Origin of the sequence: Priestia sp. YIM B13486, from assembly GCF_042787865.1 — a bacterium.
GTDB lineage: Bacteria > Bacillota > Bacilli > Bacillales > Bacillaceae_H > Priestia > Priestia megaterium.
Genome location: NZ_JBHZOZ010000005.1, coordinates 26,673 through 43,415 on the forward strand (window position 1 = coordinate 26,673; position 16,743 = coordinate 43,415).

Here is a 16,743-nt window from a genome sequence, read left to right on the forward strand (position 1 = left end):
CTGTTTTTAATGTTTTTTTGAAATAACCCCGCAGGCGATTCTCTTTCCAGAATTACCTGATGGCTCTGTCATTCCGTCATCCCCTTGTTCGGTAATAACAAGGGATGAACCATCCATACGCTTAACGAGCGATGTCTTTCCTTCTTTTAACGTGACTTGAGGAACCATATCTGTTCCTGTATACGTCTGATCGTCTTCTACCACAATATTTTTCATATCGCCTAAATGCGGTCCTTTTGGATTTAACAGTCCGTGTTTCTTTTTATCAGGATCAAGGTGATTGCCCGCACTTTTAAAGTTAGGAGCTTTGCAAATTCCCATTTCATGAATATGTACGCCGTGTTCGCCAGGTGGAAGTCCACTTAAATTGTACGTAAACTCAATTCCATCGGCCTGTTCTTTCAACTTGACTGTACCGATGCTATCTCCATCTGCGTTATAGACTTTGACTTCTTTATTGGATATTTCTTTTTCCATACACCCCGTTAACAAGAAAAAAGGCACGGTTCCAATGAGTAGTAGTTTTTTCATGTTGCCCTCCAATCGCATATGCACTAGCGAAAGTTTTAGATATCTTTCCATAGATTGTCCAGCAACATATTATTTTAAACGCTTACATTTTACTTGCATTTCATTACAGTGATTTCTTATTATCCTGTTCTTTTAGCTTTGCTTCTAACTCCTTCGTTTTTTCTTCTTCTTTTTTCGAAATCTTAATGATTAAACGCCATACTGCAACTGCTGCTAGTACAAAAATCGCCATAGTAGCAAAAGCAGGAATATATTCTCTTTTATCTTCCGGAAAATAAAGCAAAAACATTAAATACATCATGTACAACATCCTTTCATAGAAACGGTAGAGGGTTTTGATTTATACTGGTGATAACAAACAATTTACTTAAAGGAGATCTGGCAATATGACATTTACAATTGGTCAAACCGTTACGGCACTTTATAAAACTGGGAAATACATCGGTGAAATTACACAAGTTCGAGACCTGCATTATGTTGTGCGGATTCAAGCTGTGTTAAAGCATCCAGAACAAGGTGACTTACATAACCCTGGACAAGTGGACGTACCTTTTTTTCATGAGCGAAAAGCACTTGCATTTCGAGAGCAGGCCAATATTCCTCAAAAAATGGTTCATCTCTATGAAGACAGCGTTCCCGATTATAAAAATTCACTAAAAAAAGCGCTTGAATTAAAGATAGCTGAGCAACAAGCCAAAGATAGCCCTTTTGCTCAAGCAAGTATTGCCTGTTTAGAAGAGTTAAAAAAAGAGTACGGTATTCATTAAGTAAAAAGCCAAATTCACGTAGAAGTGATTTGGCTTTTATAATGCAAATTTATTTAATACTTTTGAAAAATCGATTCGATCTCCTATGGTCGTTGGCTCTGGTTTTTGAAGGTACCGCTTATCTTTTTCTACAAGCTTAAAGATGTTGAGTGTCGTCATCGCATCATCAAGCGCGCAGTGGTGCTTTCCAGTTCCTTCTTTACCGTACTCTTGCACAGCTTTCCAAAGGCCAGTTTGATTTTGATCTCCAAAAAAGCGCTTATACTCCATTGAAAGATCAATTTCTTTACCTGCAAAAGGAAATGGCACCTTATTTTTTTGACAGCACTGCCTTAATACTTTCATATCCATGTTCCCCCATGTAATGATCGTGCTGTGTTTATACATGCCCAGTCGCTGTACAAGCTGCTCTAGCGTAATGCCTTCATTTACTTGATTTTGTTCGATATGGAGAAATGATTTACAGCGCTCAGTTAATTTTGTAAAGTGTGTAGGCTGTACGTAAGAGGAGAAACGATCAATGATTTCTTGATTTTTAACAAACACCAAACCAACTTCAATGATTTCCGGAAAAAAGCCTTTTGGAAAACCCTTATACTCTGGCATTGTAAATTCAAAATCAATGAATAAATACTGAGAGTTCTTATCCAATATTATCACCCCTTTGTAAAATAAACCGCCCTACTATATTAATGCTATTATAGCACGATTGAACAATCGGAAGGTCTATTTTCTGTTCTTATTTTTAATATTATGAATATTCTAGTTGCTGAATAAAAAGAATACTTTACTACTACTATATTCTAGAGCATGTCTCTATGCGCAGGGTAACTGTCACGAATAGACATAATTTCGCTTATTTTTTTACCTATTTTTTCACTTTTTTACGTATCCGCTCTTCCAAATTCTCTTTAAACTCTAACTCGAGTGTGTGAGGTGGCTCCTCCTGGCTCTAAAAGCATACCTCACACCTTCTAGACTAAGCATTCTTATGTTTAAGCTTTAGGCAGAATAGCAAGCGTACATCTGGATATACAGATTAAATTCTCTTCTTCATCTTGAATTTTCACTTCCCAAACCGCTGTTTTTTTTCCTTTATGTAAAGGAACGCCTATAGCTGTAACGATTCCGTCTTTTTTCCCTTTGATATGATTGGCATTAATTTCTAAACCTACGCAGATTTCTTTTTCGAGATCTACACTTTTAATGGCACCTAGACTAGCCACAGTTTCAGCTAACGCCACCGATGCTCCTCCGTGTAAAAGCCCGAATGGCTGACGCGTTCGTTCATCAACAGGCATCGTCGCCTCCACTCTTTGTTCACTCGCACTAATAATCTCAATTCCTAATGCTTCTAACAGCGTATCTTTTGTTTTCATATCCATACCTCCCTTTGTATCTAGTATACAATAACGGTTTTGCTACAACATATACGAACCCTCTACATATACATAATAAAAATCCGTTTTCTAGGAGGGTTCTTATATGAAATCATTTGCTCCCTTGTCTTACTATTGGCCATCGTACTACATGCCTCACCCTTATACATACAGGGTACCTAACTTACCTGAGGCGGACATCGCGACATTTCAGCAATCTCTTAAAGTTATTCCCTCTACGATGCAAAGCGCTACTATATTTATTCAAAGAGCTAATACTTCGCCAAATTTAATAAAAAAAATAAAAGCTGCTGCTCAAGAATCCAAAATGAGTGAAGTAAAAAGACTCATTCTTTCCACTGGTGTTAAGACAAAAATCGATGTTTTTTATACTCCAGACTATATTAAAATTACGTTTATTCATCCCGATAACCAATTTGACTGCTGTCACGTATCGTTAAATATTAGATGGTAAAATACAAGGAAAAAAGTCTTATTTTCTTCAAAAAAAGATGTACATGTTGTTTCGTTTCGAATATTATAATATATGCCATTTTTGTATGTAAAAACAAATTACACGATAATTGTATTTAGGATACAAATATGATATTGTATTTGGAAATATATTTTTTCTTTAGGAGGGATGACATGATGAGACATGTTACGCTAGTAGAAATTTTCACGCATCCTATCGCTCAAAAATATTTAACTCGATCTGGCGTTGCGCATGCTGTATCCGTCGCCTATCATGCGTTTCGTCTATCCGTACAGCATAATGTAAACCCGGATTTAGCTACAAAAGCAGCGCTGCTTCATGATATTGGCCACTACGAATGGTACACAAATGGTCAGTGGGATTATGAGAAGTATCGTCAAAATGATATTCACGCTATTAAAGGGGCTGAACGTGCACATAAATTACTCATTCGTTTGGGTGAGGAACCTCAGGCGGCAAAAGAAATTGCTTTAGCTATTTTACTACACACAGACTCATATTTGCCTGAAGGAACAATTCAACAACGCCCTCTTCAAAAAGTAGTCAAACTAGCTGACGAAGCTGATGAAGAGCCAGGCGGCAAACACCATTACCGTGAATTGGAATATAATCTGGCTGTAAAGAAAATTAAGGAGCTTGATAAGAAAGTGCTTGAACTTCTACATTCCAACCAATTTAAACAGTTAGGCTGACAGGGTTAACTCCTTTCATAAGAGTTAATCCTTTTTATTATTTCTCCTCATAATTCCCTGCAAACTACTCATACTACTTATTGATTCTCATTTTTGGTTAGTTAGGAGGAAGAAGAATGTCTAAAAACGCTAGAGGTTACGTGCAAGATTCTTGCACATCATTAAATCAGGCAAAAGCAAGCCTTGAACAAGCTCTTCAAACAGTAGAGAAAGATTCAAATCGTGAACGTATTGAACAATCTCTTCAGGCTGTAGAGCAAGCATTAGGAGCTTGTGACAGTACTGCTTCTACTCTTTCTCAAGCATGAAAAAAGCAGCCGGTTTTGATCGGCTGCTTTTTTTCATTATCGGGCCTCTATTTACAAGATAACCGAGGCAATCCACCCAAAAATAATAAGTGGAATGTTATAGTGAAGAAAAGTTGGTACACACGTATCCCAAATATGATCATGCTGACGATCGACTGCTAATCCAGATGTGGGTCCAAGCGTACTGTCTGAAGCTGGTGAACCAGCGTCTCCAAGCGCTCCTGCTGTACCAACAATACAAATCGTTGCCATTGGACTCATACCAAGTTCTAAGCAAAGAGGAACAAAAATCGTCGCGATAATTGGAATAGTAGAGAAAGAAGAACCAATGCCCATTGTCACTAAAAGCCCGATGACAAGCATAAGAAATGCCCCCAGCATTTGATTCCCTCCAATAAGAGCAACAGAATCTTTTACAAGCGCTTCTACATCTCCAGTTTCTTGAAGAACTTTTGCAAAACCAGAGGCTGACAGCATAACGAATCCAATGAAAGCCATCATTCTCATTCCGTTTGTTAATACTGGATCTGCTTCACTCCACTTCAAAGCTCCGCTGAAGTAAAGTACAACAATTCCTGCCAGCGCGCCAAAAATCATAGAATCTACTAAGAGCTGCACAGTTAAAGCTGCTACAATCGCAACCAAAGCTATAATAATGCCTCTTGTTGTATAACCTGTACTCTCTTCTGCACCTTGATCAATATCAATGTCTTCATACCGACGTGGTTTGCGGTATGAAATAAAAACAGCAAACAATAAGCCCGCTATCATTCCTAAAGCTGGCAGAGCCATCGCTGCGGTAATATCTCCTTTATCAATCGTTAGTCCACTTTCTTTAATGTTAGTAAATAAAATGTCGTGATAAATCTTACCGAATCCTGCCGGCAAATACATATAAGGTGTAACCAGTCCAAACGTAATAACGGTTGCGACTAATCGGCGATCGATTTTTAACTGATTAAATACTTTTAATAGAGGTGGAATTAAAAGCGGAATAAATGCAATGTGAACCGGAATAACGTTTTGAGAAAAACATGAAATAATAAGAATGATCAATAAGATCAGTACTTTTGACAGTGACTTCTTTTTCGTTTCTCCTTCTTTCCCTACTATTTTTAACGCTAGTTGAACAACGGCATCAGGCAGCCCTGTCCGCGAAACAGCCATTGCAAATCCTCCAAGCAAAGCATAGCTTAATGCAACAGAAGCACTATTTCCAAGACCATCTGTGTATATACTTACTGTATCTGTGAGGCTGATACCGCCAACAAGTCCTCCAATTAGCGCTCCTACTGCTAAAGAAAAGACAACGTTGATGCGCATTAAGCTCAAAATCAGCATCACGAGCACAGCTATTAATACTGCATTCATTTTGAAACCTCCATTTTTCTTTTTACTTTATCTCATTAAAACATTAGAGAGATAAACAACATATTCATTATATTAGGTATAGAAAAAAAGTCAATCATCTTACTAAATAAACGTTTGTTTAACTTCTCTACACCCTTAACGATATAAGGATTTTTCTAAATAATCTTTTCTTACTAAAAAGAAAAAACATTATGTAAACATATTAAAAAAGAAGCATCATCGATGCTTCTTTTTACGTTTCTTTCTATCACTGCTATACTTTTTTCATTAATTGGCTTCAAATAAACAAACCATTGCAGCTAGTGTTCGCACCATCACGCCTGTTGCACCTGAAGGTCCTAACTCATGAGAAGCAGCGGATGTTGCAGTTCCAGCAATATCCAAGTGAACCCATGGTGTTTGCTCTGCAAACTCACCAATAAAAGTTCCTGCCATAATTGCGTGCCCCTCTCGTCCAGGAGAGTTATTTAAATCTGCTACCTTACTTCCCCGAACACGCTTTTTGTCACGTTCTGTAATAGGCAGCTCCCAAATCGGTTCGCCTGTCTCAATGCTCGCTTTTTCTATTTGCTGCAATAAAGCAGAATCATTCGTCATTGCCCCCGTTGTATGTGTACCAAGAGCTACAATTACACCACCCGTTAATGTCGCCACGTCTACTAAATAATTTGCTCCGTGGTGTTTGGCATAGGAGATACCATCAGCTAACGCTAAACGCCCTTCAGCGTCTGTATTCAGTACTTCTATTGTCTTTCCATTCATTGCTGTAATTACGTCATCTGGCTTAAAAGCACGCGCGCTAATAACGTTGTCAGTTGATGGAATGACAGCTACTACGTTTTGATGAGGTTTTAATTCTCCAATCGCTTCCATTGCACCAAGAACAGATGCAGCTCCTCCCATATCTGTTTTCATACCTACAATCCCGTCTTTAGATTTAATAGAGTAACCACCTGTGTCAAAGGTAATCCCTTTTCCTACTAACCCAATAACGTCTTCCCATTTTTCTTTTCCTTGATATTTCAGGACAATCATTTTAGGAGGCTCTGCGGAACCTTGATTAACTGCTAACAGTGCGCCCATTCCCAATGTTTCCATCTCTTCTTTTTCTAAAATTTCATATTCAAAACCATATGTATGTGCCATTTCTACTGCATAATTAGCTAAATCTGTAGCCGTTAGCATGTTGCTTGGTAAGTTAACAAGGGTGCGCGCTGAGTTTGTTGCTTTTCCATACGTATATCCAACCAAAGCAGATTGTACCACGTCTTTATAAAAAGAAAACAGTTCAATTTTCTCAAGCTGCTTGTCAGGTTCGTTTGATTTCTTTTTGTAGTTTTCAAACTCGTACATAGCAAGCTGTTGAGCTTCTCCTAATAAAGCTGCAGTTTCTTGCTCTGACCACGCTCCTGTATCAAATGTAGAAAGGGCAACCGATGCGTTTGAAATCTTCGCTTCTTTTAACTTTTTAAATAACAGCCCAAAGCTCTCTTTGAGCCCATTTTTAGTTAGCGCTTGCTTTCGTCCGAGTCCCACAAAATAAAGACGTTTTGCTCCTAATTTTCCTAGTGTATGAATCGTTGATATACGTTTTTCTTGTACACGTATATCCCCTTCTTTAATCAAATGAATGAGCTGTCCACCTAAAGCTTCATCAATTTCTTTTAGAAGGCCTTCAAATTGTTGATTTTGATTAAATAACCCGATTACGAGCGCTTCTGTTTGATGATCAGCACCAAATGTTTCTACATGCGAAAACATAAAATTCCTCCCTTTTACGTATAGAGATTTTATTTTTATTTATCATCTGCTTTGTTTAATCTATTCAGCAAGTGGAATATATATCATATTCACCACTGTTTTCATCTATATACATATGATAGCAGAAATACAATTTTTAATCACAGTTCAAAAACCTTAGTTTCACACATATACTTTCATCTACCGCTTTTTTCATCATACGGGTTTAGCTTTTCAGACATTTTAAGTTGAGGGAGGACGTCTCAATGGATTTATTCTCAAATTTTCCACTTTGGAGTTCATTAATCGCTATTTTCTTTGCTCAATTTATTAAGATTCCCCTTTCTTTTGTAGCTACTAAGAAAATAGACGGCAGCTTATTTTTTAGTACGGGAGGCATGCCAAGCTCCCACTCCGCAGCAGTAACTTCCTTAGCAACTGCCATTGGGCTAGCAGAAGGTCTTAAATCCCCTATTTTTGCTCTCTCCGCTATTTTTGCCATTATTGTCATGTTCGATGCTAAAGGAGTAAGAAGACATGCAGGAGAGCAAGCAACGGTTTTAAATCGTTTGGTTGAAGACTTTCAGCGCGCAGTAAAAGAGGCAAAGCTGTGGACGACCAATGAAGAAGACGAAAAACAAGTGAAGCTAAAAGAGCTACTTGGACATAAGCCTATTGAAGTTTTCTTTGGGGCCTTAACCGGGATAGCAGTTGCTTTTGTAACGTATTATGTATGGCCATAAAACATAAGAAAACACATGAAGAGTTCTTCATGTGTTTCTCGTTTATTTTACCTGCTGGCGAAAAACTTGCATCGACTTTTTTTCATTCAGCATTGTTAACTCTTCTTCAGTTAAGCGGCCGTCCCCTGACTTTACTACATAGACGTTTAATTCTTTTTTACCCCATATGTTGTACACATCGGAAACAGTCTCAAAATATAAATCAAGATGATTGCCTTTAATAGCCCCACCTTTATCTGCTACCACTCCATAGCCATAGCCCGGAATAAACAAGATCGTGCCAATTGGAAATATGGTTAAATCAGCAGCGATGGTTGAATACAAGTCACGTTTTACTTTAACGCCCGAATATGTAATACCATACCCTGGATGATTGGGATTTTTCCCAGTTGATTCGTAACCAGCTGTGTAACCCGTAGCCAATACATTCTTAGTTGGATAACGCGACCAATCAAATGCTTCTTCAATCGTCAAACGCTCTTTGTCATTGCTAGCCGCTTCAGCTCTTAGTGGTTTTAGAAATGATGGCAAGAGCCTTTTATTCATTAGAGGATGCCCTGTACTGTTTATAAAAGGCATATATTTGATGACTGTGGTTATTGGGACGCCGGTAATTGCTTCATATGTTGTAAACAACGCTCCGACCAGTAGTAGGCACATAATGAATCGCTTTGCTATTTTTCCAATCATTGTGATTTCCACAACTCCTCTCACGAATCTATTTGTTTCCAACATAAAAACAAATTATTCGTTTGCGAGAAGAATTTACATTTAAAACATTTGGTACCCTCTTGTTCGTAAAGATTTAATGGTAATGCCTGAAGCTAGTGCACCTATAAAACCAGCCATTAAAATCACAATGTCAGCTGTGGCTAAAGACAGCACTTTTGTCCCTAGCTGCTGAAAGGAGTGAGCGGGATGTTGAATGTAATCCACCGCTCTTACATCATCAATAATAAAAATAAAAATCACGGGATAAATAATGGCCATAATCCAAGACATGCGAAGCAGCATATTCAATAAGAAACCGATTCCAAAAAACAAAACAAAAAACAACAAGATGGAGATAATTAGTACAGGCACACTCATTTCCATTGCTTTTCGCCTCCGTTACTCTTTATACTCTCAGTTTACTTAAGAGTAATGAAAGCGTCAATCACAGAAAAGTAAGTTAATACCAAAAAAGCAAAAGGCTTAAAGACCTTTTGCTTTTTGTTTTAAAAGAAATTAAATTTTCCTTTTTTCAATACAAGACCTGCTCCGCCTTGAAGGAAAAGCGAGCGATTATCAACAACTTTTTTCATAAAAGATGCGCTTGAACCAAATAGTTTTCGACCGTATACAACGCCAATTGCGTCATCATGCCCTAACGAACATACCGTTCCTTTAATATCTGGTTTGAACTCGCTTAATTCTTTTTGACCTTTCATCAAACGGCTAATATTTTCAGCGCAGGTACCACCTTGCTGCATAGCAATTTGAGCTGTTGGCGGATAAGGACGTTCTGTTTCAGGGTTAATCATTAGCGAACAATCTCCAATAACAAACACATCTTCATGCCCTGGTGCCAGCAAGCTATTGCTTACTTTTACACGTCCGCGCATGTTCTCAAATCCAGCTTTTTCAATCACATGACTGCCTCGAACACCCGCAGCCCATACAACTGTTGCTGATTTGATTTCTTCTACTTGGTCATCTTTTGATACAATAATTCCTTCTTCTGTACACTCTTTAATCGCTGTTCCGATCTTGAACTCGATTCCTTTTCGTTCTAGTTGTGTTACCGCATATTCTACAAGTTCTGGATCAAAACCTGGCAAAGCCGTAGGCGCTGCTTCTACACAAATAACGCGTACTTTTTCACGAGGAATATCAAACTCTTTGCAAAGCTGTGGGACTCGATTTGCTAATTCTCCCACAAATTCAATACCGGTAAAGCCAGCGCCCCCAACAATAATGGTCAGAAGTTCGTCTCTTTTTTCCACTTCATTGTTGTACGTCGCAAACACATAATCAATATGCTCACGAATTTGACGTGCTGCATTAATGCTCGTAATGGTAAATGCATGTTCTTTTAAACCTTTAATTCCGAAAGTTTCTGCTTCATACCCTAAAGCAACAACTAAATAATCGTACGTTAGCTCACTGTTTTCAAGAAGAACACGCTTTTCATCTAACTTAATATCTACGACCGTGTCTTTGATAAATGTAACCTTATTTGTGTTAATTAAATTTTTAACAGGAACACGAGAGCGATCTTGATGAATTGTACCTGCTGATACTTCATGAAGCCATGTCGTTTCGTAATGGTAATCGTTTTTATTTACCAAAACAATTTCCGCATCACTAGCACCCAGTTTTTTTTGTAAATTAACAATTGTCATAATGCCGCCATACCCGGCACCCAAAATGACGATTTTAGGCTTTTTCATAGGAATGTCATCCACCTTTTTTAGTTATAGTCACAAGTATGTCTTACAAATATAATGATAAGAGCAATTTTATTTGGTTTGCTTTTTTATGTTAGTTTGAGCAAGAACGATCATCGCTATCCATTTATTATTCACATAAGAAAAATAATGTGAATCACTTCACGTTCTTTTTTAAAAAAATACATTTTTTCTTTTTCAAAAAAATGTAAGCGTAAGTCCTAGCTTGATTTACACAAACATCTTATGCTTTTTTAATCGGTTTTTCAACCCTTCACTTTGTATTTACAAGCTTTTTAATTTTCAATTACTTTCCTGTATACCCAGTTTTATATTTGACCAAAACGTGTGGTTATGTTAATGATTACAAATACTGATCTTTAAGTTGAGAAAGTTTCTCAAACATTCCAGCGTGTTTTAATGATATTTTATAATTTACTATGCTATCATAAAGTAGAATATGCATTGGCACAGAACAATCTAGAGGTGATTATAAATGAAAGAAGATAAACAAGTATATGATATTACCATCATCGGAGGCGGCCCTACAGGCTTATTTACAGCATTTTATGGCGGTATGCGTCAAGCGAGCGTAAAAATTATTGAAAGCTTACCACAGCTTGGTGGACAGCTTTCTGCTTTATATCCTGAAAAATATATTTATGATGTAGCTGGTTTTCCAAAAGTACGCGCTCAAGAATTAGTCAATAACCTAAAAGAGCAAATGGATCAATTTAAACCTGCAGTTGCGCTAGAGCAAGCCGTAGAAAAGGTAGAAAAACAAGCGGACGGCGTATTTCGATTAACTACTAATTCTGAAGTTCACTATTCAAAAACAATTATTATTACGGCTGGAAACGGTGCATTTAAGCCCCGTAAAATCGAGCTAGAAAACGCAGAACAGTTCGAGCAAACGAACCTTCATTATTTTGTGGATGATATGAATAAATTCAAAGGCCGCAAAGTATTAGTATGCGGGGGCGGGGATTCTGCTGTAGACTGGTCTCTTATGTTAGAGCCGATCGCAGAAAAAGTAACGTTAACGCATCGTCGAGACAAGTTCCGCGCTCATGAACACAGCGTAGAAAACTTGCATAATTCATCAGTTGATATTAAAACACCGTATGTACCGGTTGAATTTGTTGGAGATGACCGTATTACACAAGTTGTGTTAGAAAACACAAAAGGTGAAGAAAAGACAGTAGTAGACGTAGATGATGTTATTGTAAACTTTGGATTTGTTTCTTCTCTAGGTCCAATTAAAGAATGGGACTTAGATTTAGAGAAAAATGCAATTGTTGTTAACTCAAAGCAAGAAACAAACATTCCTGGCATCTATGCAGCAGGTGATGTCTGCACATATGATGGAAAAGTAAAACTCATCGTGGCAGGATTTGGCGAAGGTCCGACTGCCGTTAATAACGCTAAGGCATACATTGATCCAAAGGCTCGCTTACAGCCTATGCACAGTACGTCAATGTTCTCATAAAAAAAGCAGGCTCTCGCCTGCTTTTTTTCATTGCTGGATTGGTGTAACCATTCGATGAATGATTTCACTCATCATTTCCGCATCACTGCTTATTAAACAGATTTCATAAAAGGAATGGTTTCCTTCTTGACTAGTTACGCTCATCCTGTAGGTCTTCAAACCTTCGAGCTTGCTTAAATATTTTACTACCTCTGATTGACCGGCAATACGTTCAATCAGCAGAATATGCTCTCCTTCAACTGCTCCGTAGCTTTCAGCCAGAGATGCGTTAGCATTTTCATAATAGCGAATGTAAGGTTCAGAATGGTTAAGAGGCGCAGAGGACGAGTTTTGATGACAGGCTTTACCTGAGGAAAAAGGCAAATGCTGAACAAATAAATGCGATTCACTGAAGTGAATACTTTTTACATCCTTAGACTCCATTTTCCCATTTTCAAGTTTTAACCAGTTTATAAACCCCTTCCATAGAATAGGCAGGGTGTTTTTTTTGCGAAAACTTCCGTAACCTCCTACTTGTTCCGCGTCGTAACGAGTCGCATCTATCAAATCCGTTCATCTCCTCTTTTTTATTGAGTATAAAAAAGACTGATTATTCAGTCAACAAGTTTGACAGATGATGTAACATACAAAAATTCCTCACTAAAAAAGCTTTCTTCACCAGATCAGATGAAGAAAGCTTTTTTATAAAAATATATTTAGCACTCTTCAGGAGCACCTGCGTTGCTTGCTGTACGGAAAGAAGAGCCGCAGCCGCATGCTGCAATGGCGTTCGGGTTATCAATTGTAAACCCTCCGCCTAGCATAGATTGCTTGTAATCAATTTTTACATCTTTTAAAATTGGAGCACTTTCGCTATCTACAAGAATCTTAATGCCATGTTGTTCAAACAGCGTATCGTTTTCATTTACTTCGTGAGCAAAACCCATGCCGTAAGAAAGACCTGAACAGCCTCCTCCATTTACATTAACACGTAAATAAGCATTTTCTTCTTCATGTTCTTTCATCATATCTTTTATTTGAAAGCTTGCAGCTTCTGTAATTGTTAGGATATCTTGACTCATTTTTAAACAGACCTCCTTTTTTGTTTAGTATACGACGAAATGTCTGCGACGACAAATCGTCTGCTTCTTCGTTTCTAATAATAATACGCGCCGTCACAAATCACATTGGCTGGACCTGTCATTAATACATTGCCTTTATTTTGCCAAACAATCGTTAAATCTCCTCCAGCGAGGTGTACGACAGTAGGAACATCTTTTTTCGTCTTCTCATTTAATACAGACGAAACAACAGCAGCACATGCTCCTGTTCCACATGCTTGAGTGATACCCGAACCTCTTTCCCATACACGAAAATTCAGCTCTCTTTCGTTCACTACCTCGACAAATTCAACGTTCACTCCTTCTGGAAAACGCGAATCTTTTTCAACCACAGGCCCTAATGTAGTAAGAGGCGCTTGTTCAATATTATTTACGTAAAAGACAACGTGAGGATTTCCCATTGATACAGCCGTCCCTTTTAACCGTTCTTTTCCAAATTCCATCTCTTCATTAACGACTTGGTCTTGGCTTGCTCCCGTCATTGGAATTTGTTCTCTAGCTAAAAGAGGCGCTCCCATATCGATTGTCACTTCTGGAACTTCATTTCCCTGCGGATGCACCGTTGCTTCTACAACTCCAGAAAGCGTTTCGATAAAAAATCTTTCGCTTGTTACTAAATTATGTTCATATGCATATTTAGCTACACATCTTAAACCGTTTCCGCAGTTTTTTGCTTCCGAGCCGTCATTATTAAATACGCGCATTTTCACATCTGCACGTTCAGATGGACAAATAAGAATCATCCCATCCGATCCAATTCCCGTATAAACATTTGAGACTTTTACAGCAAGCGGTGCTAACTCTTGCTCTTCTATATGTTCTTCAAACATATTTACGTAGATATAGTTGTTGCCAAGTGCATGCATTTTTGTAAACTGAAATTTTTTCATATTATCACCCATTATTTTTTTATGTAGCTCTAGTATAAAGTGATTCTCTTTTGTACACAATAATATCATCCCCCGTTTTTTTAGCTCCTTAATCATAAAGATTAAGGGGTTTTTTATTTTGTCCTCATTTGGAGTATTAAAAAACACAAGAAGCATTATGATTGCAAAGAGAATGATTAAAGCGCAGATATTTGGGCAAAAACGCATAAAAAAGCACGGCAAGACTAGCCATGCTTACATCATCTATTCTATTAGCCTCATGTCCCTCTCCTGATAAAAAGAGATACGACAGCGGGGATAGTTTAAAACATTGGATTTTCTTCTAAATGAATGTAAATATTATCCACTAACTGTTCAGGTGTTTCCGCTGTAACAATCTCTCCATTTACCAAGGCAAATAAAGATTGTGAACATTTCCCGCAATAACCTAAACATCCGTATTCAATGATATCTAGATTTGGATCTTTTTCAAGCTTTGCTAAAGCTGCTTGAGAACCACTGGCTAAATTACTAACGCAAAATTCAATAATTGGCTGTATCACGTTTTTCACCTCTCTACTATTAGTTTATCCTATCTTCTTTCATTTTCAACGTCAACTTGGGAAATTCACGTTCATTTTGCGCACGCTTTTTAGCTTCACAGACTTTTTTCAAAAAAACGTATAAATAAAGCTTTATTATAGGGATAGCTTGAAATTATGTTGAAACATATTGTGGTTTTTTATTAATTTAGTTATACTTTTATGTATAGAAAACCAAACGAGGTTATATTAAATTATTATTTAAGTAAAATATGTTATCTTATATAGCCTTTCATATCTTTTTGGCAACCATCCTTATTAACGGTAATTTGTACTCTCCTATTCTTAAAAGCAAGAATAATAGAGAGAAAACAAAAATGCATGAAGCTAAAGGGGAAATTCACATGAAGAACCTTGTCATACTGGGCGGCGGATACGGTGGTATGCGCGTTTTGCAGCGCCTTTTTCCGAATCAATTGCCTAACGATGTAGAAGTAACACTTATTGACAAAGCACCTTATCACTCACTAAAAACTGAATTCTATGCACTTGCAGCTGGAACAATTTCTGATCAGCATGTTCGTGTTGCTTTTCCTGAACACCCTCGCTTAAAGATTCACTACGGCTGTGTAAAACGCATAGACCTAAAAGAGAAATGTGTCTATGTGGATGATCAAATGATCGCTTATGATGACCTGATTGTAGGACTCGGATGCGAAGATAAATATCATGGAGTTCCCGGAGCTCTTGAGCATACATACAGCATTCAATCCATTGATGCTTCACGAGCAACTTATCAGACATTAAACAACTTGCCAGCCCACGCTACTGTTTCAATTGTAGGAGCTGGATTAAGCGGAGTAGAACTAGCAAGCGAGCTAAGAGAAAGCCGCCCGGATTTAAAAATCATCTTATTTGACCGCGGTAAATTAATTTTGTCTGCTTTCCCAGAACGTTTAAGTAATTACGTTCAAACTTGGTTTACTTCAAACGGTGTTGAAATCGTAAATAGTGCTAATATTACAAAAGTAGAACCGAACATTCTTTATAATCATGATGAGCCCATTCAAAGCGATGCAATCGTGTGGACAGCAGGTATCCAGCCAAATAAAGTGGTACGCGATTTAGACGTAGAAAAAGACCCTCAAGGACGCGTCGTCTTAACGAAATACCATAACTTGCCTGACGACGAAAATGTCTACATTTTAGGTGATTGTGCAAGCCTACCGCATGCACCAAGCGCTCAGCTGGCAGAAGGTCAAGCTGAACAAATCGTGCAAGTACTTCTTCACCGCTGGAAAGGCGAAGCGCTTCCGGATGAATTGCCAACTATTAAATTAAAAGGCATACTTGGTTCATTAGGCAAAAAGCATGGATTTGGCTTAGTTGCCGAACGTCCAATTACAGGACGCGTAGCTCGATTATTAAAATCAGGTATTCTTTGGATGTATAAACACCATAGTGGATAAAATAAAAGCCGTTAGATGACTGACAATCTAACGGCTTTTTTCATTATGATGCGCAGAAACCATACTTCTCCATTTCCTCAAATACGCGCTTTAATTTCGGGTTGCCTTCCCCAACAATTTCTCCGTTAATGACCACTACAGGATAGAATAAATCTTCTTCAATCACACGCTTGGCAAAAGCTGTTTTTTCCGGATCCGTATGCGGCTCGTTTATATCTACATACGTGATAGCAAACGGCTGATTCGGATATTTACGAGAAATAGCTGCCTCTAGCCAATCATAGGTGTCTTTTGAAGACGGCAGGTTAACGCAGCTTGCACAAACAATTTCAGCTCCATAAATACACACTTCTACCTCAGTTGATTGCATAGCACATCCCCCTTAAATCTTTACATTCAAACTGTACGATTATTCACACTTTTACTTCATTATGAATACTATTTTACACAAAACTGATTCATTGCACATCTTTTTCTTTTAAGGTAACATTACGATGTATACTCCAATAGATTTTTCATGAAAGACCGTTTATAATAAGAGTAGAAGAAAGGAGTCGATAGTTATGTCAGAAATGCACGAGCAAGTTCAAGAAGTATTAGAAAAACTTCGTCCGTTTTTACTTCGCGACGGTGGAGACTGTGAGCTAGTAGACGTAGAGGATGGTATTGTAAAGTTACGTCTTTTAGGCGCTTGCGGAAGCTGCCCAAGTTCAACAATCACGCTAAAAGCTGGTATCGAACGTGCCCTTTTAGAAGAAGTACCTGGTGTAGTTGAAGTAGAACAAGTATTCTAATCTCTTTGATTTTATTATAAAAGC

22 protein-coding genes are annotated in these 16,743 nt (G+C 37.9%); 8 read left to right on the forward strand and 14 right to left on the reverse strand.

Annotation, left to right across the window (positions count from 1 at the left end):
• Positions 1–6 precede the first annotated feature (6 nt).
• Positions 7–531 (reverse strand): superoxide dismutase family protein, encoded by a 525-nt coding sequence (locus ACFX4G_RS14815; protein ID WP_013059604.1) that lies wholly within the window; start codon positions 529–531, stop codon positions 7–9.
• A 103-nt stretch (positions 532–634) separates the two neighbouring features.
• Positions 635–832, reverse strand: coding sequence for a hypothetical protein (locus ACFX4G_RS14820; RefSeq protein WP_078082210.1), 198 nt, complete (start codon positions 830–832; stop codon positions 635–637).
• 85 nt (positions 833–917) lie between these two features.
• Between ACFX4G_RS14820 and kapB the strand changes: the two genes are divergently transcribed.
• Entirely contained in the window at positions 918–1,298 is a 381-nt protein-coding gene (gene kapB, locus ACFX4G_RS14825) for a kinase-associated lipoprotein KapB (RefSeq protein ID WP_013059606.1), read from the forward strand.
• 36 nt (positions 1,299–1,334) lie between these two features.
• Here kapB and kapD read toward each other — a convergent pair whose 3' ends face one another.
• Positions 1,335–1,949: a 3'-5' exonuclease KapD gene (gene kapD / locus ACFX4G_RS14830; RefSeq protein WP_013059607.1), complete on the reverse strand. Its 615-nt coding sequence runs from the start codon at positions 1,947–1,949 to the stop codon at positions 1,335–1,337.
• Between the two features lie 344 nt (positions 1,950–2,293).
• Positions 2,294–2,677, reverse strand: coding sequence for a hotdog fold thioesterase (locus ACFX4G_RS14835; RefSeq protein ID WP_013059608.1), 384 nt, complete (start codon positions 2,675–2,677; stop codon positions 2,294–2,296).
• A gap of 106 nt (positions 2,678–2,783) precedes the next feature.
• Here ACFX4G_RS14835 and ACFX4G_RS14840 point away from each other — a divergent pair, with 106 nt between their 5' ends.
• From ACFX4G_RS14840 to ACFX4G_RS14850, 3 genes are all read left to right on the forward strand, one after another.
• Entirely contained in the window at positions 2,784–3,152 is a 369-nt protein-coding gene (locus ACFX4G_RS14840; RefSeq protein WP_116516550.1) for a YuzC family spore coat inner layer protein, read from the forward strand.
• 176 nt (positions 3,153–3,328) lie between these two features.
• The gene (locus ACFX4G_RS14845) at positions 3,329–3,865 is read left to right on the forward strand and encodes an HD domain-containing protein (RefSeq protein WP_028409590.1); all 537 of its coding nucleotides are present in this window, start codon (positions 3,329–3,331) and stop codon (positions 3,863–3,865) included.
• A 116-nt stretch (positions 3,866–3,981) separates the two neighbouring features.
• Entirely contained in the window at positions 3,982–4,173 is a 192-nt protein-coding gene (locus tag ACFX4G_RS14850) for a hypothetical protein (RefSeq protein ID WP_013059611.1), read from the forward strand.
• Positions 4,174–4,224: 51 nt separating this feature from the next.
• On the opposite strand, the gene ACFX4G_RS14855 is transcribed toward ACFX4G_RS14850, so the two are convergent.
• Together ACFX4G_RS14855 and ACFX4G_RS14860 are read right to left on the reverse strand one after the other, a co-directional pair.
• The gene (locus ACFX4G_RS14855; RefSeq protein WP_162215060.1) at positions 4,225–5,544 is read right to left on the reverse strand and encodes a Na+/H+ antiporter family protein; all 1,320 of its coding nucleotides are present in this window, start codon (positions 5,542–5,544) and stop codon (positions 4,225–4,227) included.
• A gap of 267 nt (positions 5,545–5,811) precedes the next feature.
• Positions 5,812–7,305: a leucyl aminopeptidase gene (locus ACFX4G_RS14860; protein ID WP_043977222.1), complete on the reverse strand. Its 1,494-nt coding sequence runs from the start codon at positions 7,303–7,305 to the stop codon at positions 5,812–5,814.
• A 245-nt stretch (positions 7,306–7,550) separates the two neighbouring features.
• Here ACFX4G_RS14860 and ACFX4G_RS14865 point away from each other — a divergent pair, with 245 nt between their 5' ends.
• A complete protein-coding gene (locus ACFX4G_RS14865) occupies positions 7,551–8,027 on the forward strand; it encodes a divergent PAP2 family protein (RefSeq protein ID WP_013059614.1) in 477 nt (158 codons plus the stop codon).
• A gap of 42 nt (positions 8,028–8,069) precedes the next feature.
• Here the strand turns inward: ACFX4G_RS14865 and ACFX4G_RS14870 are convergent, their stop codons facing one another.
• The 3 genes from ACFX4G_RS14870 to ACFX4G_RS14880 all read right to left on the reverse strand — a co-directional run bounded on the left by ACFX4G_RS14870 (position 8,070) and on the right by ACFX4G_RS14880 (position 10,459).
• Entirely contained in the window at positions 8,070–8,717 is a 648-nt protein-coding gene (locus tag ACFX4G_RS14870) for a 3D domain-containing protein (protein ID WP_074681646.1), read from the reverse strand.
• 81 nt (positions 8,718–8,798) lie between these two features.
• Positions 8,799–9,122 carry a YuiB family protein gene (locus tag ACFX4G_RS14875; protein ID WP_074681648.1) on the reverse strand — a complete coding sequence of 108 codons (324 nt, stop codon included), beginning with the start codon at positions 9,120–9,122 and terminating at the stop codon, positions 8,799–8,801.
• Positions 9,123–9,244: 122 nt separating this feature from the next.
• Positions 9,245–10,459, reverse strand: coding sequence for an NAD(P)/FAD-dependent oxidoreductase (locus ACFX4G_RS14880; RefSeq protein WP_025752690.1), 1,215 nt, complete (start codon positions 10,457–10,459; stop codon positions 9,245–9,247).
• A 493-nt stretch (positions 10,460–10,952) separates the two neighbouring features.
• Between ACFX4G_RS14880 and ACFX4G_RS14885 the strand changes: the two genes are divergently transcribed.
• Positions 10,953–11,945: an NAD(P)/FAD-dependent oxidoreductase gene (locus ACFX4G_RS14885; RefSeq protein ID WP_013085323.1), complete on the forward strand. Its 993-nt coding sequence runs from the start codon at positions 10,953–10,955 to the stop codon at positions 11,943–11,945.
• Between the two features lie 27 nt (positions 11,946–11,972).
• On the opposite strand, the gene ACFX4G_RS14890 is transcribed toward ACFX4G_RS14885, so the two are convergent.
• The 4 genes from ACFX4G_RS14890 to ACFX4G_RS14905 all read right to left on the reverse strand — a co-directional run bounded on the left by ACFX4G_RS14890 (position 11,973) and on the right by ACFX4G_RS14905 (position 14,477).
• The gene (locus ACFX4G_RS14890; RefSeq protein WP_097824852.1) at positions 11,973–12,491 is read right to left on the reverse strand and encodes a hypothetical protein; all 519 of its coding nucleotides are present in this window, start codon (positions 12,489–12,491) and stop codon (positions 11,973–11,975) included.
• Between the two features lie 149 nt (positions 12,492–12,640).
• On the reverse strand, positions 12,641–13,006 hold the full coding sequence (locus tag ACFX4G_RS14895) for a HesB/IscA family protein (RefSeq protein WP_013059620.1): 366 nt from the start codon (positions 13,004–13,006) through the stop codon (positions 12,641–12,643).
• A 74-nt stretch (positions 13,007–13,080) separates the two neighbouring features.
• Complete coding sequence (gene dapF / locus ACFX4G_RS14900) at positions 13,081–13,935, reverse strand: diaminopimelate epimerase (RefSeq protein WP_097824958.1); 855 nt, start codon at positions 13,933–13,935, stop codon at positions 13,081–13,083.
• A 302-nt stretch (positions 13,936–14,237) separates the two neighbouring features.
• The gene (locus ACFX4G_RS14905) at positions 14,238–14,477 is read right to left on the reverse strand and encodes a YuzB family protein (protein WP_025752683.1); all 240 of its coding nucleotides are present in this window, start codon (positions 14,475–14,477) and stop codon (positions 14,238–14,240) included.
• 383 nt (positions 14,478–14,860) lie between these two features.
• On the opposite strand from ACFX4G_RS14905, the gene ACFX4G_RS14910 reads away from it, so the two are divergent.
• A complete protein-coding gene (locus ACFX4G_RS14910) occupies positions 14,861–15,925 on the forward strand; it encodes an NAD(P)/FAD-dependent oxidoreductase (protein ID WP_097824959.1) in 1,065 nt (354 codons plus the stop codon).
• A gap of 43 nt (positions 15,926–15,968) precedes the next feature.
• On the opposite strand, the gene ACFX4G_RS14915 is transcribed toward ACFX4G_RS14910, so the two are convergent.
• Complete coding sequence (locus ACFX4G_RS14915; RefSeq protein ID WP_097824853.1) at positions 15,969–16,295, reverse strand: YuzD family protein; 327 nt, start codon at positions 16,293–16,295, stop codon at positions 15,969–15,971.
• Positions 16,296–16,488: 193 nt separating this feature from the next.
• Here ACFX4G_RS14915 and ACFX4G_RS14920 point away from each other — a divergent pair, with 193 nt between their 5' ends.
• Positions 16,489–16,719 carry a NifU family protein gene (locus tag ACFX4G_RS14920; RefSeq protein WP_013059625.1) on the forward strand — a complete coding sequence of 77 codons (231 nt, stop codon included), beginning with the start codon at positions 16,489–16,491 and terminating at the stop codon, positions 16,717–16,719.
• Positions 16,720–16,743 lie beyond the last annotated feature (24 nt).